Genomic DNA, 20,017 nt, shown 5'->3' on the forward strand with positions numbered 1-20,017 from the left:
GGATGCCGTCGCTATGGTTGGGCGGTTGCGCGGCGTCTGTCCAGCGCTATCTGAAAACGAGTGCCCGCCGTGGTCGAGCCTGGCTGTGCTGAACTAACGGGCGTGGCGTGGCTCACTGCCAACGCTGGCTGATTTCCTGCAAGGTGCCGGCCTGGCGCAGGCGTTCGAGGGCTTCGGCGAATTGTTTGGCGCGCAGGTTATCGCCTTTGCTGAAGGCCACGTAGCGGGGCATTTTTACCAAGGGTGTCGGCAGAACGCGCACGCGCTCTGTGGCGTTCTGTTCTTGGGCAAAATACTTCAGCTGGGTTTCGTCGCCGACGATGATGTCGATGCGCCCGGCCAGCAGCATGGTGACTAACTGGCGTGGGGTTTGCGCGATGCTGTCGCGCTGCAGGGGGGCTCGATCAAAGTCCGCCGCGTAAGAATAACCACGCACTTGGCCGATGGTGTACGGCTCTAAGTCGGCGAGGCTGTGCCAGTCGTTGAGGGCTAGTTTGTCGTTGACCATAAACACCGTTGAGCCACTGCGCAGCGGCCCAACCAGCTCATATTGCTGGAGGCGTACTGGGGTGCCGGCGAACTGAAACGCCATGGTCACTTCTTGTCGTTCGAGCAGGCGTTTGACCCGGCCCCAGGGGTACAGGCGCAGCTCATAGTTAATGTGCGCCTCGGCCATGACGGCGTTAATCAACTCCACATCTAGACCTTGCGGCTGCTGGTTAAAAGCGGAGAGAAAGCTGTAGGGCGCGAACTGTTCGGCACCGACCACTAGCCAGTCTTGGGCACTGCCGGGGGTGCTGGCGAGCAGCAGGATTGAGCAAAGCAATCTGCGCATGGACAAACTCCTGAATGTTAGCTCAGCCAATGCTGAGCACTACTAACAACAAGCGGCCATTGCAGCGCAGTGGTGGGGCTGGTGGTATCAGCCTATTTTAGCGATAAAGCGATTAACGGCATTGAGCATATCTTCGTAGGAAGTGGAGTTCATCACAAACACCACAAAGCCTTCGATGTTTTGCGTTTTCAATGCAAAACGGATGTGAATCAGCAGCACCACGTGGTTTTGTACCCGGGTGCCGAGCACTCTGCGGGTATCGCCGGAGTCCACCGTCGGCAGGCTGCATTCAAAGGGCGTGTTGGTCATTTCTGAAAGCGACGCCAAACAGGCATTGAGCACCACGTTGCCGACTTCCAGCAGGGCATCGCGTTGTACTTGCAGCAGCTCGGTGCCGGGCGGGATGTCACCGATCAGCACCTTGACCATTTCCAGGCTTTTGTCCTCGGGGAAAATCAGCAAGGCATTGCCGGAGAAGGTGCCGTTGAAGGGCTGGCGGATGCAGTACATCGAGCGGCTGCGTTTGCCTAGGTGATCGGTCACTTCACTGACGGTAATGAAGTGCACTTCCGGCACGCTGAGCAGTACTTCATCTTGCAGCATCTCACTCATCGCCGCAGCCGCGCGGCCAATGCCGATATTGAACAGCTCACAGAGCAGGTCGGTTTGCAGTGAGGTGAGTTTGAGCATGTCAGTCTCCCAGCGCTTTTAGTAACGCCGGCCCCTTATCCGCAGTGATGGGTTTGGCCAAAAAAGGCAGGCCGAGGTCTTGGATTTGACTCTGAATTGCCGTTTGTACGTTGGCGGTGAGCATGACGATTTTGATGTGCGGGTGTTCCAGCAAAATCAGCGTGGCGGCTTCCAGGCCGCTTAGGCCAGGCATGTTGAGGTCCATGCTGATCAGCTCAATCGATTGTTCGCGGCACAGCTCAATGGCGGCCTGGCCGCTACCGGCTTCGAAGATGTTCCAGCGCGGCTGAAGGTTGGCGATGATGCTTTTGGTCATCATGCGCGAGACCATGCTGTCGTCGACTATCAGTAAGTTCTTGCTCATGGTTCTATAAAATCTCCACACGGTTGCGCCCGGCAATTTTGGCGCGATAGAGGGCTTTGTCTGCGTTGAGCAGCATCAGCTCAAGCGTAGCCAGCCGATCGGCATCAAACACGGCCACTCCGATAGAAATACTCATGCGTACTTGATGCTGTTCGGCGCTGATGGTTTTTTCTTCTACGGCGCGCCGCAAACGCTCGGCACTTTCCAGTGCCTGCTGCAAATCGGTGTGGGGCATCAGTACGGCAAACTCCTCACCGCCCATGCGGCCGATGATGTCGGCATCGCGCAGGCTCGCGCGCAGGGTTTGGCTCAGGCTGCAAATGGCCAGATCACCAGCGGCATGGCCGTAAGCATCGTTGATTTGCTTGAAGAGGTCGATGTCGACCATCAGCAAACTGCACGGGTGGCCATAGCGCTTGCAGCTGTCCAGCACCTGCCCGCCGAGTTGGTAAAAGGCGCGGCGGTTGTACAGCTGGGTCAGGGCGTCGGTGTTGGCTTGCTGTTCGAGCAAGTGCATGAGCTTGCGGTGCTCGGTGATGTCAAAGCCCCAGAGCAGATGGGCCAACTTGCCTTCGATCTCCACCAGCTTCACCGATACCGAGCACCAGTACGGCTTGTGCGGCATCAGCAGGGCCTCCCAGTTATCCACACGGCCGTAGGTTTCCACCTCGTCGATAAATTCCAGGCCCTTTTGCGGGTCGGCCAGCAGGTCTTTGAGGAATAACTGATCGGGTGCTACTTGCAGCTCCAGGCGATCAAGCATGGTTTTGTTGATAAACAGCACATCGCCGGTATCGGCATTGACCAACGCGGCTTCGCTGGGGCTGGCATCGAGAATAAACATCAGCAGCGCTTTGCTCTCGGCCAGTTGGCGGGTGCGGCGCTCGACGCGGCCCTCCAGGCGTTTATTCAGCGAGTGCATGTGTTTGAACAGGCGCTTCATCACCTGGCGGTCTTTGATCAGCTTGACCACCAGCAAAATAATACCGGCCAGCAGTGCGCAGAGAATCCAGTTCAGCAGGGCGAATTTATCGTGCAGATTGAGGCGCATTTGGTCCTGTTCCATCACCGTGGCGATGTGTACCGCGAGGACGATTTGGCGCATCTGCTCGGTCATGTCATCGACTTGCTCGGTGATCTGCCGGGCGATTGGGCCGGCATCTGCACCGCCCAGCAGAGCTTCACTCCAGGCCACTAAGCGCTGGTTGAGGTCCGTCAGCACCTGCTTGGTATCCGGCTGGCTGCTGCTGAGCATCTGCATAAAGTTGTTATTGAACTCGCCGGGGTTAAGCATGCTGGCGGCAACGTCCAGCTTAATGCGCAGATCGTCGTAGGCGTTGTCTGGGCGCGGCTGTTGTTGGGTGGTGCGGGCGGCGTGGCCTAAGTCATACAGGCCCAGAGTGGCATTGGTGATATGCCAGCGATCACTGAGCTGATGGGGTTGGGCCAGGGCGTGCATCTCTTGCTGGGTGATGCGCAGGGCGAACAGGGTCGCGATGGCCAGGGCGATGACAATCAGCAGCAGGCATTCGGTGAGCCAGCCGAGGCGCCCGTATTTATGGCCAGGATTGAATAGAGAGGATTTATTCAATATGGATTTCATTGATCTGCCAGACCGAGCGATTCATATAGAGTTGTTGGTTGAGCTCGTTGTACTGCTGAAACGGGTAGATCAACATGAATGGACCTTTGTCGCGAATGCTCAGTTTGTTGCCGTCGCGGTAATTGGCCAGCACTGGGTTGTAGTGCTCAATATCGCTGCGAGGCATGACGGTGTAATAGCCGTTAAGGGCCTGGATGCGCAGATTTTGCCCGTTACTGTCAGTGAGTTTGAGCAGGTCCTGCACGCTCACCCCGTGCCAGCTATGAAAACCTTCGATCCCCAATGCTTGTGGCAGTTGCAGGCTGATGCTGTGCGGCGGCAGGGCGTCGATTTGCGCTTGTTTAAGCTCCAGGCTGGTGGCTTCACCCAAGGGATTGAGCCAATGCAGGGTCAGCACGGTGCGCTCGGTCAGCGGGGCGCTGGTGGCGTTCTGCGCATGGACGAACAGCGGGCACAGCGCGGCAATTAAGGCGATAACTGCGAGTAACGGCAACCTGACTCTATCGATCATTAATGGTTCTACCCTTGGATTGGCTGACGCGGCCCGCATATGTGACAACAGCTGTACTTGCGTGTTGGCTAACGCACAGAAATTAGACGATGTGTAGACGAGCCCCATTGCAGCAAGACTAGCCGAGAATTTCCTCGGTGGTAGCGGCGCCCGCGCTTTAATCGGCGGGTTTGTTGCGGCTGGGGCATGGTTTGCGCGCATAAAAAACCCCAGCACTTAGGCTGGGGTTATGTGTCGCGGGGTCATCAGACCTTGCGGACAAACTCGGACTTGAGCTTCATCGCGCCGATGCCGTCGATCTTGCAGTCGATATCGTGATCGCCGTCACACAGGCGGATGCCCTTCACCTTAGTGCCGACCTTCACCACCAGCGACGAGCCCTTGACCTTGAGGTCTTTGATCACGGTGATGGTGTCGCCGTCTTGCAGCACATTACCCACCGAGTCTTTGATCACTTTGACGTCATCGCCGCCGTCCTGTGCAGCGTCTGCCGACCATTCGTGGGCACACTCCGGGCACACCAGCTGGCTGCCATCTTCATAGGTGTATTCGGAGTTGCATTTGGGGCAGGGTGGAAGAGTGCTCACTGTTATGTCCTTGAGGTTTCCAATAGAAAAGGCCGCATATTGTATAGGGTTTTGCGCCGGCGTGTTTTGCAGCCCTTGGCCTGCGTCCTAAGGCGCCACAGGACTGGGCCAGTCAAGGTTGCCACGGTCGCTGAAACGCACGCTGCCGAGCAGGCCGGTGGACAGTTTGCCGTTGAGCTCATAGGGCAGACTTTGCCCAGCGCGGTAGTTGCTCGCGGCCATGACCTGGCGCAGCGCCGAGTACGCCGAGAGGCTGACTGGAATGCGCAGCAAGGTTTCGCCATAACGCGGCACTTGGCCACTTTGATCACTCACCCCACTGAGCAACGGCTGCTGGTTAACCCGCAGGTTAAAGGCCATGCCGTTGAACTCGATGGCGCTGTCGTTGGGGTTTTGCACGCGCAAGGTCAGGGCAAAGCGCATCTCCAGGCCTTCGCCCGGCAAGGGCTCGACATTGACCAGTTGGATCTGCAGCGGATCGCGCAGGGGCCAGCTGCTGCAGGCCGCCACGCCTAGCAGCAGGCTGGCAAGCAGCAGATAACGCAGCAATGAGGGCAAGGTATGGCGCATGGTGAAAATCCGTAACCAATTGAAGTGAGGCAGAGGAACGCGTCCGCCGCCGCTGGGTCTATCCACTTTGCCTGAACAATAGCGCCTAAGGGGCTAATAGCTGAGGATTTCTCAGGTCGGCGATTAGCTCAGACGCCAAGCGTCACCTATAGTTTTTGCTGGCATGGTGCGCGACAGTGGCAGGCGCACGGACGTGACCAGGGCGAGTGATGTTCACAGGGAGCAGGACAATGGCCAAGCAGATCTTGGTTGTGGATGATTCCAGCAGTATTCGCCAAGTGCTTAGTCAGGCGTTGCAGGATGCTGCTTATGAGGTGTTGCAGGCCGACGATGGTCAGGCCGGCTTACGGCTGATGGATGGGCGCAAGATCAATCTGATCATCTCTGATCTCAATATGCCCAACATGGACGGCCTGAGTTTCGTCAAAGCCGCCAAGCAACTCAGCGCCTACCGCTTTACTCCAGTGATTATGTTCACCACCGAAACCAGCGAATCCATGCGTGCCGCGGGGCGCGCTGCCGGGGTTCGGGCGTGGTTGGTCAAACCCTTTCAACCTGCGGTGTTGCTCGATGCCGTGGCTAAGTTGATTGCACCTTGAGGGCATCAACGTGGCGCTGATCAATACTTACGAGACCGCTGGCCGCTGCATCTGCGCCCTGAGCGGCGAATTTAATATCTACAGCGCCCAGCGCCTTAAAGGTGAGTTGCTGGCGTTATTGGCCGAGCAAAACAGCCTCGATATCGACCTCAGCGGCGTCGACGATTTCGACAGCGCGGCCTTGCAGTTGCTCTTATTACTCAAGCGCGAGGCGCTGCAGGGCGAGCGCGAATTGCGTCTGACCGGCCACTCACCGGTGATCTGTGAGGTGTTGGATTTACTCAACCTGCGCGCTGAGCTGGATGCCCCGGCACAGGCCGGCGAGGCCCAGCCATGAATCTGGATCAGGCCCGCGCCATCTTGGTTCAGGAGGCTCGCGAGCTGCTCGCCGAGATGGATGCGGCGTTGCTGCAGATCGAGAGTGGCGGTTACGACCGCGAGCAGATCAATGCGGTGTTTCGTGCAGCGCACACCATCAAGGGCTCAGCAGGGATCTTTGCCCTAGACGGCTTGGTGGGTTTCACCCATGTGCTGGAAAGCCTGCTGGAGCAGGTGCGTGCCGGTCACACGGCGCTAGATGGCCGTCTGCTGTCACTGCTGCTGCGCTGTGGCGACTACATCGGCAGTCTGGTGACGGCGGTGGAACAGTCGCAGGAATCCCTAGAGCCCAACCCGTTACTGCGGGCGCAATTGCTCGAGGAACTGCAGGCCTATTTGACGCCCGCGCCGGCCACTGTTGCGCCACCTGCTCCAGTCAGCGCAGCGCCAACCGCGCTGAGCGGCCGTTGGCATATTTCTCTGCGGCCCTACGCCGATGTGCTGCGCAATGGCCTCGATCCGCTGTCGTTTTTGCGTTACCTGAGCAAGCTCGGGCGCATTGTCAGCCTGCATACCCTGAGCGATAACCTGCCCGAGGCGCAGCACTTCGATGCTGAGGCCAGCTACTTGGGCTATGAAATTGAGTTTGAAACCAGCGCCGATCAAGCCGCGATTGAGGCCGCTTTTGAGTTTATCCGCGACGACAGCCTGCTGTTGCTGTTGGCGCCGCACAGCTCTCTGGCCGACTACGAGCGGTTGCTGAGCCGCTTGCCTGAACCGCGGGCGCGCCTGGCGCAGATTCTTCATGACAGCGGCGCCATCACGGCCGCGCAGTTGCAACGACTGCTGGCCCAGGTCGAGGCGTCAGCGGGTATTACGGCCAGCGCCGGGCCTAAGCAGAGCAAGCCAGGCAAGCAACCGCGCGGCCAGGAGCAGCTGTTTGTCAAAGTTGAGGTGTGCAAGCTGGATGAGCTGATCAACCTGGTCGGCGAGTTGGTGATTGCCGGCGCGGCGGCCAGTTTATCGTTGCGCCAGGGCAGCCCGGTGGCGATGCAGCAAGCCAATGAGGTGGTCACCAGTCTGGTCGAGGAGATCCGCGATGTGTCGCTGTCGCTGCGTATGGTCGCCGTCGGCGAGGTGTTCCAGCGTCTGCCACGGGTGGTGCGCGACCTCAGCAAGGAGCTGGATAAAGACGTTGAGCTGTTGATTACCGGCGCCGATACCGAGCTGGATAAATCCATGGTCGAGCGTTTGGCCGAACCGCTGCTGCATATCGTGCGCAACGCCCTGGACCATGGCATCGAACGCGCGGCGCAGCGTGTGGCCAGTGGTAAGCGGGCGCGTGGGGTGCTGCGTCTGAATGCCTATCACGAGTCCGGCAGCATCGTTATTGAAGTCAGTGACGATGGCCGCGGTCTGGATCGCCAGCGCATCGCCGCCAAGGCCATCGAACAGGGCCTGCTGGCGCCAGAGCAGAACCTGAGCGACAGCGAGCTGTACCGGCTGATCTTCGCCGCCGGCTTTTCCACCGCTGAAGAGGTGACCAACCTCTCCGGGCGCGGGGTGGGCATGGATGTGGTGCGCAGCCATATCGAGCGCCTGCGCGGTGAGGTCGAGGTGCTCAGCCAGCCGGGGCAGGGCACCACGGTACGGATCCGGTTGCCGCTGACGCTGGCGATCATCGATGGCTTTCAGGTGCGCGTGGCCGATGAGGCTTTTGTCCTGCCGCTGGAGCAAGTCGTGGAGTGCGTGGATCTGGGCCAGCACCGCGATCTTAACGACCTGCTCAACCTGCGCGGCGAGCCGCTGCCCTTTGTGCGTTTGCGCAGCCTGTTTGGCCTGACGGCGCCGGCAGGCGGCCGGGAAAGTTTAGTGGTGGTGCAGTTCGGCAACAGTCGCGCCGGGGTGGTGGTCGATCAGTTGCTGGGCGAGCTGCAGGCGGTGATCAAGCCGTTGGGCCACATCTTCGCGCAAAACAAATTACTTAGCGGTTCGACCATCCTGGGCGACGGCAGCGTAGCCCTGATCCTTGATGTCGGCCATTTGATTCAACGCGCGGTCAGCCGCGCCGAAGCCTTTGCCCTCAGCCAGAGCGCTGCGGGCACAGGGCATACAACAGTGGGGTAATGCTTATGTTCGATAAGATGAGGGTGGCGACGCGCCTGCTCCTGCTGGCCGGAGTATTGATCCTGTTTTTGCTGCTGATTGGCGTGATGGGCATCTACGGCATGCGCGAATCCAATCAAGGCATGGAAACCGTCTACAACGACCGTGTGGTGCCGCTGCGTGAGTTGAAGATGCTGGCGGATAACTATGCGGTGAGCATCGTCGATACCAGTCAAAAAGTCCGCGTCGGGCTGTACAGCTGGGAGGATGGCCTGCGCAACGTGAACAAGGCGCAGGAGGCGATCAAACTGGATTGGCAGCGCTACACCAACACGCGCCTGGTTGGCCGTGAGCGTGAGCTGGTGGAAGAGCTGAAACCGCTACTCAGCGATGCCGATAACGCCACCAGCCAGCTGCGCCAGATTCTTGAGGACAAAGACCAGGCCGCCCTTGAGCAGTTTGTCGAAACCCAGCTGTATCAAAGTATCGATCCCGTCTCCAGACGCTTTGAGCAACTGGTGGAGGTGCAGTTGCTGGTGGCCAAGAGCGAGTACGACCAGGCGCACGAACGCTTCGGCGTGATTCTGGTGGTGGCGATCATCGGCGTGGTGCTGAGCATTCTGCTGGCGGTGTTGTTGGGCGCGTTGATTACCCGCAGCCTGCTGCGTCAACTCGGCGGCGAGCCGTTTACCGCCATGGAGTCATTGCAGCGGGTGGCCGCTGGTGATCTGACCGTGGATATCAAACTGCGCGATAACGACCAGGTCAGCATGCTCTACAGCTTGCAGCAGATGGTGCTGCGCCTGCGCGGGATTATGGCTGATGTGCGCATGACTTCCGACGCGCTGGCTTCGGCTTCCGAGCAGGTCGCGGCGTCGGCTCAGGCACTGAGCCAGAACGCCTCGGAGCAAGCCGCCAGCGTTGAGGAAACCAGCGCCTCGGTGGAGCAGATTGCCGCCACTGTGGCGCAGAACAGCGACAACGCCCGGGCCACCGATTTGATGGCGAGCCAGTCGTCTCAAGATGCCGTGCAGGGCGGCGCAGCGGTGCGCGAAATGGTCGAGGCCATGCGCCAGATCGCCGGCAAAATCGGCATCATCGATGACATCGCTTACCAAACCAATTTGCTCGCCCTCAATGCCGCCATCGAGGCCGCCCGTGCCGGTGACCACGGCAAAGGCTTTGCCGTGGTCGCCGCCGAGGTGCGCAAGCTGGCCGAGCGCAGCCAGGTGGCGGCGCAAGAAATCAGCGCGGTGGCTGCCGCCAGTGTCAACTCGGCCGAGCGCGCCGGGCAGTTGCTGGAGCAAATGTTGCCGTCGATTCGCAAAACCGCCGACCTGGTCCAGGAAATCTCTGCCGCTTCGCGCGAGCAAAACACGGGCCTGGAGCAGATCAATCTGGCCGTCAGCCAACTGGCGCAGATCACCCAGGTCAACGCTTCCGCCTCCGAGCAACTGTCCTCCACTTCCGAGGAAATGAGCAGCCAGGCGGTGCAGCTGCAGGACATGATCCAGTACTTCCAGTTGGCCGAGCACAGCTTGCGGCAGGCCCCGTTTGTGCCGCCTAAAGCCAGCAACAAAATGACCCAGCCGCTGCGCCGTCTGCCCCCGGATGAGCCGATTGATGAGTCGGCCTTTACCCGCTTTTAGGAGGCCGGGCCATGACCAGTCTGTTAGACCCGGTTGCCAGCGCTGCTGCTGCCGAGGTGCGGCAATACCTGACCCTGTCGTTGGGCGAGGAGCTGTTCGCCCTGCCGATTGAGCAGGTGCGGGAGATCATCGAGTTCAGCGCGCTGACGCACATCCCGCTCATGCCTGAATTTTTGCGCGGGGTGCTCAACCTGCGTGGCGCCGTGGTGCCGGTGATTGATCTGGCGGTGCGCTTTGAGCGTGAGCCGATGCGGATCGGCAAGCGCACCTGCATCGTGATCGTTGAACTGGCCCAGGGCGATAGCGTGCAGAGCCTGGGCATCATGGTCGACACGGTCAACGCCGTGCTCGATGTGCCGCTGAACCAGGTGCAGGCGCGGCCGACTTTTGGCGCGCGGCTGCGGGCCGACTTTATTGCCGGCATCCTCGAGCATCAGGAGCAGTTTATGGTGGTGCTGGACATCAACCAGGTGCTGTCCCTGCAAGAGCTGGCCGCCTTAGTGGCGAGCTACGCATGAGCGCCATGCCTAGCCCGCAACCACTGCATGCCTTTGGCTTGCCCGTTGCTCTGAGCGATGGCGAGTTTGTGCTGTTGCAGGCTTTGTTTTATGAGCAAATCGGCATCCAGCTGCCGCTGGTAAAAAAGCCCTTGGTCTGTGGCCGCTTGGCCAAGCGTTTAGCCGCACTGGGGCTGAGCAGCTATCAGCAGTATTACCAATATCTGCTGGCGCCCCAAGGCGCGGCCGAGCTGGAAATTGCCATCGATTTGATCACCACCCACGAAACCTATTTTTTTCGTGAGCCGAAGCACTTCGAGTTTCTTCAGCAGCGCATCCTCCCAGCCTATGCCCAGCAGACGGACTTTCGCGTTTGGAGCGCGGCCTGCTCGACCGGCGAGGAGGCTTATACCCTCGCCATGCTGCTGCACGAGGCTAGAAGCCATGCGCGCTGGCGGGTGCTGGGCAGCGATATCAGTCGTCCGGTGCTGGGCATGGCGCGCCGTGGCCTGTACCCACTGGAGCGTGGCAGCAAGATCCCCAATCCGTACCTCAAGCGTTATTGCCTGAAGGGCCAGGGCCAGTACCTGGGCTATTTTTTGCTGGAGCAGTGCCTGCGCGATGGCGTTGAGTTTGCCCAGGCTAATCTCAATTTAGCGATGCCGGCGCTGGGTATGTTTGACCTGATTTTGCTGCGCAATGTGCTGATTTATTTCGATCAGCCGACCAAGCTGCGCGTGCTGCACAACGTGGTGCAGCACCTAAAGCCCGGCGGCTGGTTGATGGTTGGCCACTCGGAGGCGCTGCACCAGCACGACTTACCGTTACAGCAGGTGGCGACCTCGATCTATCGCCGGGTTGGGCCATGAGCCGCAGTTGCTTTCTTAATCCTGGCGAGCTGTATTTCGGCGGCGGTGATGTGCGCGTGGAAACCTTGTTAGGCCCGTGCGTGGCTATCGTCCTGTGGTTTCCCCATGCCAGCAAAGGCGGCATCTGCCACTTTCAGTTACCGGGTACGGCGCGTAGCCAGGAGCCTAACCGCGAACTGGATGGCCGCTACGGTGTCGATGCCTGGCTGTGGTTGTGTCGGCAGATGCGACTGCATGGCCTGCGCCCGGAGCAAGCGCAGATCAAATTATTCGGCGGCGCGCGCAGCATAAGCAGCACTGACAGCAGCCTGCACAGTGATATCGGTGCGCAGAATATCGCCTTCGTCGAGCAGCTGCTGGCTGACCAGGGGCTTAAGGCGCAGGCCATGGATCTGGGCGGCGAGGGCAGTCGTTTTTTACGCTTTGAACTCGCCAGTGGAGAGCTGTGGCTGCGCCGTGGCGCGCCCTTGACGGTGGACAGCGGAGAACCCAGCTGATGACGATCAAGGTACTTATCGTCGATGACTCCGCGGTAATGCGTGAAGTGATGCAGCAGATGCTGGCGCCCTATGCCGACATCGAAGTGATTGGCGCGGCCTTCGATCCGTTACTGGCCATGCAACGCATGCAGCAGCAATGGCCGGATGTGCTGGTGCTGGATATTGAAATGCCGCGTATGGATGGCCTGACTTTTTTACGCCAGATCATGGCCAGCCGGCCGACGCCTGTGGTGATTTGCTCCAGCCTTACCAGCCAGGGTGCGGCCATGACTCAGCAGGCGTTGGCGGCGGGCGCAGTGGAGGTAATCGGCAAGCCCAGTGTCGGTCTGCGCGACTTTCTCCACGGCAGTGGCAAGCAGTTTGTGGCGTCGATCCGCGCGGCAGCAAAAGCGCGGCTAGCGCCTACACTGACTAAAGCGGCTCCGGATGTGGCCAGCCTTGCTGTGCCTGCACGGCACGCGCTGCCAGTGCCCTCTAGCGAGCGCTTGGTGCTGATGGGCGCGTCCACGGGCGGCACGCAAGCGTTGGAATATGTACTGCGGCAGTTGCCGGCCAGCGCCGCGCCGGTATTGATCGTGCAGCACATGCCCGAGGGCTTTACCGGCAGCTTTGCCGAGCGCCTTAATGGCTTAGCGGCCATCGAGGTGCGTGAGGCGCAGCACGGCGACTCCCTGCGCAGCGGTCTGGCGCTGATTGCGCCGGGCGGCCGGCATATGTTGCTCAAGCACGATGCCGGACGTTATTGGGTGGAGATCAAAGATGGACCCTTGGTCAGTCGGCATCGGCCGTCTGTGGATATGCTGTTCCGTTCGGCAGCGTTGCTGGGCGGGCGAAATGTGTTGGCGGTCTTGATGACAGGAATGGGCAATGACGGCGCGCGCGGCTTATTAGCTCTGCACGAGGCTGGGGCAAGCACCGTGGCTCAGGATGAGCACAGCTGCGTGGTATTCGGTATGCCCAAAGAGGCGATTAAATTAGGTGCCGCTGATCAGGTCTTAGGCTTGGATGAGATCGCTGCGCAGCTTTTGGCTTGGGCCTAGGGTGGGAGTTTATAACGCGATGTCCAACGGCTTGCCGCAGCATGTACTGGTGATCGATGACAGCGTGCTGCAACGCCAGTTTACTGCGGGCCTATGCCGCAAGCTGGGGATTGCCGAGGTGCTGCTGGCCGAAGATGGCCTCGATGGCATCGCACAGATGAGCCATAACCCGCAGATTGAAGCCATTGTGCTGGATCTGGAAATGCCCGGCTTAGATGGCGTGCAGGTGCTCAATGAAATGGCCCGCTTGCAGCTCAACCCCGCCGTGGTGGTGGTCAGTGGTCGTGAGAGTGTGCTGCTCAACGTGGTGCAGAGCATGGGCCATAGCTTGGGCCTGCGCCTGCTAGGGGTGCTGCAAAAGCCCATCAGCGAGCAGCAGTTAAGTGACAGCCTCAGGCGCTTTGCCATCGAGCCAACCCAGGCACAATCCAGCCTAAAAGTGGCGCAAGGGCCGCAGCTCAGTGAGCAGGACATTGTCCAGGCGCTGCATGAGCAGCAGTTCACCGCTTATTTTCAGCCCAAGGTGCGCCTCAGCGATGGTCTGGTTAAAGGGATGGAAGCCTTGGCGCGCTGGCAGCATCCGCAGTTCGGTGTGCTCAGCCCACTGCTGTTTATCGAGATGGTCGAAGGCAGCCCGTATATCTCTCAACTAACCTTGCAAATGCTCGACTTGGCTTTGCAGCACTGCCAGAGCTGGCATAGCGCCGGGCAAATGCTAACGGTGTCACTAAACATCAGTGCGCACTCTCTAGCCGATAGCAGTTTGGCCGATGAGATTATTGCCCGCGTTAGTGCCAGTGGCATTGCTGCGCAGTACCTGATTTTGGAAATCACCGAGGGGGCGTTAATCACCGACTTGGGGGTGACCTTGGGGACGTTGGCGCGGTTGCGCCTGCATGGTTTTGGCTTGTCGGTGGATGATTACGGCACTGGCTTTTCCAGCATGTTGCAGTTGGCGCGGGTGCCCTGTACTGAGTTGAAGGTCGACCGCGCCTTCGTCAATGGTGCCAGCGATAGCCACCAGTTGCGCATCCTCCTGGAGAGCGCTTTGGATATCGCTGACAAGCTAGGTTTAGGGGTAGTCGCCGAGGGAGTCGAAACCCTCGCGGACTGGAAGTTATTGCGTAATTTGGGCTGCGCCGAAGTGCAGGGGTTTTTCATTGCGAAACCCATGCCCGGTGAGCAAGTGCTGAGTTGGTTGCATAAGCACCAACCGCATTTGCAGGCCCTCACTAAGGAGTAAGGATCCATAGCTAGGCGGTAGGTCTGATGGAACAGGCTGCGGGCTAATAAGAAAGTACTTTGAGGGCAGCCCTATGTTCAGTTCCATCTCGGTAAAATTCCGTCTGCTATTACTGTTTGTCCCGCCGTTACTGGTGTTGGTGTTATTAGCCGGCGTGTCGTTGCAACAAATGGCTCAGCTTAATTCGGGCATCGACAGCCTGTATGTCGACCGTGTTGAGCCGATGCAGCAACTCAGCTCGGTGACCAATAACTACGCCAATGCGTTGATCGACCTGCCCAGTAAATTTCGGGCCGGGCTGATCAACGACGTCACCTATCGCACAGAGGTACAGGCTTCGCTGGAACGGGCCAATAAGTCGTGGAACGACTACTTGGTGACCTCTATTTCCGGTGAGGAGGCGCGCTTATTAGACGACGCCAAAGGGGTGCAGCCGGTAGTGCTGAAGTTGATTGAGGAGCGTCTGGCGCAAGTGGCCGATGGCTCCCTTCAAGGTCTCGACGACGCCAGCTTGAACCGCGAAACCTATGCTGTGTATGACCAGTGGTTGGGCGTGTTCGATGCCCTGTTTAACTATCAGGTGCGAATCGCCAGCGCATTCAATCAAGACTCGCGGCAAAGCTTTCATACCCTCTCGGCCAGCTATGTGATTGGCTGCGCCGTGGTGGTGGTGGTATTGGCTCTGCTGGCTTGGGCGATTTACCGCTCCATCAGCGCTCCGCTCAGCCATATGCACAGGGTGATCAGCGCCATTGCCGAAAACGCCGACCTGACTCGGCGCGTGGAGGTGGTCGGCAGCGATGAACTGGCCAGCACCGGGCGTGCCTTTAACCACATGATGGAACGCTTCCAGCGCTTGATCGCCGATCTGCGTGGCGCGGTCGAGCAACTGGCCTCGTCATCCGAAGAGATGAGCGCGATCAGCCAGCAGGTCAGCCAATCCGCCGGCGATCAGGAGCATCAGGTGGTGATGGTGGCGACGGCGATCAATGAAATGAGCGCCGCGATCCAGGAGGTCGCCGGTAACGCCTTGAGCGCCGCCCAACAAGCCACCTCGGCCGATGAGCAGGCGCGCCAGGGCAGCACTACGGTGCGCGGTAACGTGCAGGCCATGCAGTTGTTGGCCGAGAAGGTGGACAGCGCCACCCGCGTGATCGAGCGCTTGAATACCCAGTCGGAGAACATCAGCCAGGTGCTGACCACTATTCGCGGGGTGGCCGAGCAAACCAATTTGCTGGCCCTTAACGCGGCAATTGAAGCGGCGCGGGCTGGTGAGGCCGGGCGCGGGTTTGCCGTGGTGGCCGATGAGGTGCGCAGCCTGGCCGGTAATACCCAGCAAGCCACCGAGTCGATTCGCGGCATGATCGATGAGTTACAAAACTCGGCCCGCCAAGCGGTGGGCGCTATGGATGAGGCGCGCGGGCAGGCCCAGCGCAGTGCCAGCCAGGCGGCCGAGTCCGGCAGTTTGCTGGAGGCGATTACCCGGGCGGTGGAGATCATCGCCGATATGAACGCGCAGATTTCCACCGCCACGGAGGAGCAAACGTCGGTGGCCAACGAGATCAATGAAAACATCACGCGCTTTCAAAGCGGGATCAGTGAGGTGGGCGAGGGCTCCCGGCAAAGTGCGATTGCCAGCCAGGCGCTTGCCGAATTGTCGGTGCGTTTGCAGCAGCAAATCTCTTTATTCCGCGCCTAAAGGCCGCCGCACCGCCGCCGCGACATGCAGTTGGTCGGCGGTTGTGCAGCCTCTGTTGGCCTGTGCTTTGCTTTAAAAGGGCATCCATTATTTAGAGTGCAACCCGGTTGCTTGTTGGGTTGCACTTTTTTCTTCAGGGCTTGGCAGATGCCAGTAATGGTGGCCCGGTTATGGCCCTGAAGGCCGCTCTGAGGCCGCCTGTAGAGCCTTTTAGACTAAGGTCTGGCTGCGTATTAAGGTTATTTTCGACAGAATTCGACGGGTTGCACCTAGTTGCACCTTTGCCCGAAGTGGGTTTACTCTCTGCGCCGTTTTGCTACGCCCCACATCCCTAGACAGGACAATCCAATGGCTACCACCACCCTTGGCGTAAAGCTCGATGAAGCAACCCGTGAGCGCCTCAAACTGGCTGCCCAAGCCATTGACCGCACGCCGCACTGGTTGATCAAACAAGCCATCTATAGCTACCTCGAGCAGCTTGAGGGCGGTCTTACTCCTCCAGAGCTAAGCGGCTTGGCCGTGGCCGCGGGTGATGAGCCGTTAGAAACCCTGACCGAGCAAGGCTTGCAGGTGTTCCTCGACTTCGCCGAAAGCATTCTGCCGCAGTCAGTGCTGCGCGCGGCGATCACCTCGGCCTACCGCCGTCCAGAGCCAGAAGCCATTGCCATGCTGCTGGAGCAGGCGCGCCTGCCAGAAGACACCGCCGAAGCGGCCAACAAGATGGCCCTGGGCATTGCCGAAAAACTGCGCAACCAGAAGAACGCCGGCGGCCGTCAGGGCCTGGTGCAAGGTCTGCTGCAAGAGTTCTCGCTGTCTTCGCAAGAAGGTGTGGCACTGATGTGCCTGGCCGAAGCGCTGCTGCGTATTCCCGACAAAGCCACCCGCGATGCGCTGATCCGCGACAAAATCAGCGGCGGCAACTGGAGCCAGCATCTGGGCCAGAGCCCGTCGATGTTCGTTAACGCGGCCAGCTGGGGCCTGCTGATCACTGGCAAGCTGGTGGCCACGCACAACGAAGCCGGCCTGATGACGTCGCTTAACCGCATCATCGGCAAGGGCGGCGAGCCGCTGATTCGTAAGGGTGTGGACATGTCCATGCGCCTGATGGGCGAGCAGTTCGTCACCGGCGAAACCATTGCTGAAGCCCTGGCCAACGCCACCACCTTGGAAAACAAAGGCTTCCGCTACTCCTACGACATGCTCGGCGAAGCTGCGCTGACCGAGGAAGACGCCAAGTTCTACCTCAGCTCTTACGAGCAAGCGATTCACGCCATCGGCAAGGCCTCCCACGGCCGTGGCATCTACGAAGGCCCGGGGATCTCGATCAAACTCTCGGCCCTGCATCCGCGCTACAGCCGCGCCCAGCACGACCGCGTGATGGACGAGCTGTACCCGATCCTGCTCAACCTCACCGTGTTGGCTAAGCAGTACGACATCGGCATCAACATCGACGCCGAAGAAGCTGATCGTCTGGAAATCTCCCTCGACCTGCTTGAGCGTCTGTGCTTCGCCCCGGAACTGGCCGGTTGGAACGGTATCGGCTTCGTCATTCAGGCTTACCAGAAGCGTTGCCCCTATGTGATCGACTATGTCATCGACCTGGCCAAGCGCAGCCGCCATCGTCTGATGATCCGTCTGGTGAAGGGCGCGTATTGGGACAGCGAAATCAAACGCGCCCAGGTCGAAGGTCTGGAAGGCTATCCGGTGTATACCCGCAAGCCTTACACCGACGTGTCCTACATTGCCTGTGCGCGCAAACTGCTGGCCGTGCCGGAGGCGATCTACCCGCAGTTCGCCACCCACAACGCCCACTCCTTGTCGGCCATTTATCAAATCGCCGGGCGCAACTACTACCCCGGTCAGTATGAGTTCCAATGCCTGCATGGCATGGGTGAGCCGCTGTACGAACAAGTGGTGGGCAAGGTCGCGGACGGCAAATTTAACCGCCCATGCCGCATCTACGCCCCGGTTGGCAGCCACGAAACCCTGCTGGCCTATCTGGTCCGTCGCCTGCTGGAAAACGGCGCCAACACCAGCTTCGTCAACCGCATCGCTGACCACAGCATCTCCCTCAACGAGCTGGTGCAAGACCCCGTCGTTCAGGTTGAGCAGATGGCGGCGCAAGAGGGCGGCGTTGGCTTGCCCCATCCGCGCATTGCTTTGCCGCGCGATCTGTACGGCGCGGCGCGGCTTAACTCCAGCGGCATCGACCTGAGCAACGAACACCGCTTGGGTTCCTTGTCGTCGGCGTTGCTGAGCAGCGTTAACAGCGAATACAAGGCCCAGCCTCTGCTCGGTTGTGAACTCAGCGAGCTGAGCCCGGCGCAGCCGGTGCGCAACCCGGCCGATCAGCGCGACATCGTCGGCTATGTCCACCAAGCCACTGCCCAGGACGTGGAAAACGCCGTGCTGTGCGCCATCTCCAGCGGACAGATCTGGCAGTCGACCTTGCCGGCTGAGCGCGCCACTGTGCTGGAGCGCGCCGCCGACCTGATGGAAGGCGAGATTCAACAACTGATGGGCCTGCTGGTGCGCGAGTCGGGCAAGACCTTCGCCAACGCCATCGCCGAAGTGCGTGAAGCGGTGGACTTCCTGCGCTACTACGCGGCCCAGGCCCGTGAGCACTTCAGCAACGACAGCCACCGTCCGCTGGGCCCCGTGGTGTGCATCAGCCCGTGGAACTTCCCGCTGGCGATTTTCAGCGGGCAGATCGCCGCTGCGCTGGCCGCCGGTAATACCGTGCTGGCTAAACCGGCTGAGCAAACCCCGCTGATCGCCGCGCAAGCCGTGCGCATCCTGCATGAAGCTGGCGTGCCGGCGGGTGCTGTGCAACTGCTGCCAGGTGATGGTGAAACCGTCGGTGCAGGCCTGACTGGCAATGAGCGTGTACGTGGCGTGATGTTCACGGGCTCCACTGAAGTGGCCGGGATCATCCAGCGCGGTTTGGCGGGTCGTCTCGACGCCCAAGGTCGCACGCTGCCACTGATCGCCGAAACCGGTGGTCTGAACGCCATGATCGTCGACTCCTCAGCCCTCACCGAACAGGTGGTGGTCGATGTGGTGGCCTCGGCCTTCGACAGCGCCGGTCAGCGTTGCTCGGCACTGCGCGTGCTGTGCGTGCAGGAAGACGTGGCGGATCGCGTGGTCACCATGCTCAAAGGCGCCATGGCGCAGTACAGCCTGGGTAACCCTGAGCGTTTGAACACGGATATCGGTCCGGTGATTGATGCCGAAGCTAAGGCGGGTATCGATAAGCACATCGAAGCCATGCGCAGCAAAGGCCGTAAGGTTCACCAGCTGGCGCGGGTTAAAGGCGAAGAGATCAAGCACGGCACCTTCGTGATTCCGACCTTGATCGAGCTGGACAGCTTCAGCGAACTGCAGCGGGAAATTTTCGGCCCGGTGCTGCACGTGGTGCGTTATGCCCGTGCGGATCTGGCGCAACTGCTGCAGCAGATCAACGACAGCGGCTATGGCCTGACCCTGGGCGTGCACACCCGTATCGACGAGACCATCGCGCAGGTGGTGGACAGCGCCAAAGTCGGCAACCTCTACGTCAACCGCAACATTGTCGGGGCCGTGGTGGGGGTACAGCCGTTCGGTGGCGAAGGCTTGTCCGGCACGGGGCCGAAAGCGGGTGGCCCGCTGTATATGTACCGCTTGCTGGCGACCCGTCCGCAGGATGCCGTGGCCAAGCAACTGCAGCGCTCGGCAGATGAAACCCAGCGTCCGGCCGAGCACGCGGCGTTGCTGCAAAGTCTGCAAACCTGGGCCAAGCAGCAAGAGCCCAACCTGCTCAGCCTGAGCCAGCGCTACGCCGAGCTGGCCCAGTCCGGCACTGTGCAAGAGCTGCAAGGTCCGACTGGCGAACGCAACACCTACAGCTTGTTGCCCCGTGAGCACGTATTGTGTCTGGCGGATGAGCGTGCGGATCTGCTGGTGCAATTGGCTGGCGTGCTGGCCGTGGGTTCCCAGGTGCTGTGGCAGGACAGCCAGCTGACCCGCCAACTGCTGGCCGAGCTGCCGCAGGACGTGCAACGCCGCATCACTCTGCTGGCGCAGTGGCACGAGAGCGAGCTGAACTTTGATGCGATCATCCACCACGGTGACTCCGATCAGCTGCGTGAAGTTTGCCAGCTGGCCGCCAAGCGTCGTGGTGCCATTATCGGGGTCAGTGGTCTGGCCAAGGGCGAAACCGACATTGCGTTGGAACGTTTGCTGATTGAGCACGCTCTGAGTATTAACACCGCGGCCGCAGGCGGTAACGCCAGCCTGATGACCATCGGTTAACCCTGTATTGGCTGGGCTTGCTACAGGCTCAGTCAAGACGCGCGAGG

Annotated in this window: 17 protein-coding genes and 2 pseudogenes; 12 read left to right on the top strand and 7 right to left on the bottom strand. The window is 60.1% G+C overall.

What is annotated here, in order from left to right; translation table 11 throughout:
• Nucleotides 1-112: 112 nt before the first annotated feature.
• The 7 genes from NTD81_RS20020 to NTD81_RS20050 form a co-directional block, all read right to left on the bottom strand.
• Nucleotides 113-835 (bottom strand): substrate-binding periplasmic protein, encoded by a 723-nt coding sequence (locus tag NTD81_RS20020; protein ID WP_262184498.1) that lies wholly within the window; start codon nucleotides 833-835, stop codon nucleotides 113-115.
• Nucleotides 836-922: 87 nt separating this feature from the next.
• Nucleotides 923-1,525, bottom strand: a complete 603-nt coding sequence (locus NTD81_RS20025; protein ID WP_262184499.1) for a chemotaxis protein CheC — start codon at nucleotides 1,523-1,525, stop codon at nucleotides 923-925.
• Between the two features lies 1 nt (nucleotide 1,526).
• Nucleotides 1,527-1,889, bottom strand: coding sequence for a response regulator transcription factor (locus NTD81_RS20030; protein WP_262184500.1), 363 nt, complete (start codon nucleotides 1,887-1,889; stop codon nucleotides 1,527-1,529).
• 4 nt (nucleotides 1,890-1,893) lie between these two features.
• Nucleotides 1,894-3,480 carry a GGDEF domain-containing protein gene (locus NTD81_RS20035; RefSeq protein WP_262184501.1) on the bottom strand — a complete coding sequence of 529 codons (1,587 nt, stop codon included), beginning with the start codon at nucleotides 3,478-3,480 and terminating at the stop codon, nucleotides 1,894-1,896.
• On the bottom strand, nucleotides 3,473-3,985 hold the full coding sequence (locus NTD81_RS20040; RefSeq protein ID WP_262184502.1) for a hypothetical protein: 513 nt from the start codon (nucleotides 3,983-3,985) through the stop codon (nucleotides 3,473-3,475). Before NTD81_RS20040 ends, NTD81_RS20035 begins: the two co-directional genes overlap by 8 nt.
• A 263-nt stretch (nucleotides 3,986-4,248) precedes the next feature.
• Nucleotides 4,249-4,590: a zinc ribbon domain-containing protein YjdM gene (locus NTD81_RS20045; protein WP_262184503.1), complete on the bottom strand. Its 342-nt coding sequence runs from the start codon at nucleotides 4,588-4,590 to the stop codon at nucleotides 4,249-4,251.
• A gap of 87 nt (nucleotides 4,591-4,677) precedes the next feature.
• Nucleotides 4,678-5,160 (bottom strand): LEA type 2 family protein, encoded by a 483-nt coding sequence (locus NTD81_RS20050; RefSeq protein ID WP_262184504.1) that lies wholly within the window; start codon nucleotides 5,158-5,160, stop codon nucleotides 4,678-4,680.
• A 230-nt stretch (nucleotides 5,161-5,390) separates the two neighbouring features.
• Here NTD81_RS20050 and NTD81_RS20055 point away from each other — a divergent pair, with 230 nt between their 5' ends.
• The 12 genes and pseudogenes from NTD81_RS20055 to putA all read left to right on the top strand — a co-directional run bounded on the left by NTD81_RS20055 (nucleotide 5,391) and on the right by putA (nucleotide 19,970).
• Nucleotides 5,391-5,759 carry a response regulator gene (locus NTD81_RS20055; protein WP_262184505.1) on the top strand — a complete coding sequence of 123 codons (369 nt, stop codon included), beginning with the start codon at nucleotides 5,391-5,393 and terminating at the stop codon, nucleotides 5,757-5,759.
• A gap of 10 nt (nucleotides 5,760-5,769) precedes the next feature.
• Entirely contained in the window at nucleotides 5,770-6,096 is a 327-nt protein-coding gene (locus NTD81_RS20060; RefSeq protein WP_262184506.1) for a lipid asymmetry maintenance protein MlaB, read from the top strand.
• Nucleotides 6,093-8,204: a chemotaxis protein CheA gene (locus tag NTD81_RS20065; protein ID WP_262184507.1), complete on the top strand. Its 2,112-nt coding sequence runs from the start codon at nucleotides 6,093-6,095 to the stop codon at nucleotides 8,202-8,204. Before NTD81_RS20060 ends, NTD81_RS20065 begins: the two co-directional genes overlap by 4 nt.
• A 17-nt stretch (nucleotides 8,205-8,221) precedes the next feature.
• Nucleotides 8,222-8,740 (top strand): annotated as a pseudogene (locus NTD81_RS21540) (MCP four helix bundle domain-containing protein); the annotation flags it as partial.
• Nucleotides 8,741-9,070: 330 nt separating this feature from the next.
• Nucleotides 9,071-9,832: pseudogene (locus tag NTD81_RS21545) on the top strand (methyl-accepting chemotaxis protein); the annotation flags it as partial.
• An 11-nt stretch (nucleotides 9,833-9,843) separates the two neighbouring features.
• Nucleotides 9,844-10,350 (top strand): chemotaxis protein CheW, encoded by a 507-nt coding sequence (locus NTD81_RS20075; RefSeq protein WP_262184510.1) that lies wholly within the window; start codon nucleotides 9,844-9,846, stop codon nucleotides 10,348-10,350.
• Nucleotides 10,347-11,198, top strand: a complete 852-nt coding sequence (locus NTD81_RS20080) for a CheR family methyltransferase (protein ID WP_262184511.1) — start codon at nucleotides 10,347-10,349, stop codon at nucleotides 11,196-11,198. The genes NTD81_RS20075 and NTD81_RS20080 overlap by 4 nt, the downstream gene beginning before the upstream one ends.
• On the top strand, nucleotides 11,195-11,695 hold the full coding sequence (locus tag NTD81_RS20085) for a chemotaxis protein CheD (RefSeq protein WP_262184512.1): 501 nt from the start codon (nucleotides 11,195-11,197) through the stop codon (nucleotides 11,693-11,695). The genes NTD81_RS20080 and NTD81_RS20085 overlap by 4 nt, the downstream gene beginning before the upstream one ends.
• Nucleotides 11,695-12,738, top strand: a complete 1,044-nt coding sequence (locus NTD81_RS20090) for a chemotaxis response regulator protein-glutamate methylesterase (protein ID WP_315974705.1) — start codon at nucleotides 11,695-11,697, stop codon at nucleotides 12,736-12,738. Before NTD81_RS20085 ends, NTD81_RS20090 begins: the two co-directional genes overlap by 1 nt.
• 19 nt (nucleotides 12,739-12,757) lie before the next feature.
• Entirely contained in the window at nucleotides 12,758-13,981 is a 1,224-nt protein-coding gene (locus NTD81_RS20095; RefSeq protein WP_262184513.1) for an EAL domain-containing protein, read from the top strand.
• 73 nt (nucleotides 13,982-14,054) lie between these two features.
• Nucleotides 14,055-15,680, top strand: coding sequence for a methyl-accepting chemotaxis protein (locus tag NTD81_RS20100; RefSeq protein WP_262184514.1), 1,626 nt, complete (start codon nucleotides 14,055-14,057; stop codon nucleotides 15,678-15,680).
• 348 nt (nucleotides 15,681-16,028) lie between these two features.
• On the top strand, nucleotides 16,029-19,970 hold the full coding sequence (gene putA, locus NTD81_RS20105; RefSeq protein WP_262184515.1) for a trifunctional transcriptional regulator/proline dehydrogenase/L-glutamate gamma-semialdehyde dehydrogenase: 3,942 nt from the start codon (nucleotides 16,029-16,031) through the stop codon (nucleotides 19,968-19,970).
• Nucleotides 19,971-20,017 lie beyond the last annotated feature (47 nt).

The organism is Pseudomonas sp. 5P_3.1_Bac2 (genome assembly GCF_025465995.1).
Lineage (GTDB): Bacteria > Pseudomonadota > Gammaproteobacteria > Pseudomonadales > Pseudomonadaceae > Aquipseudomonas.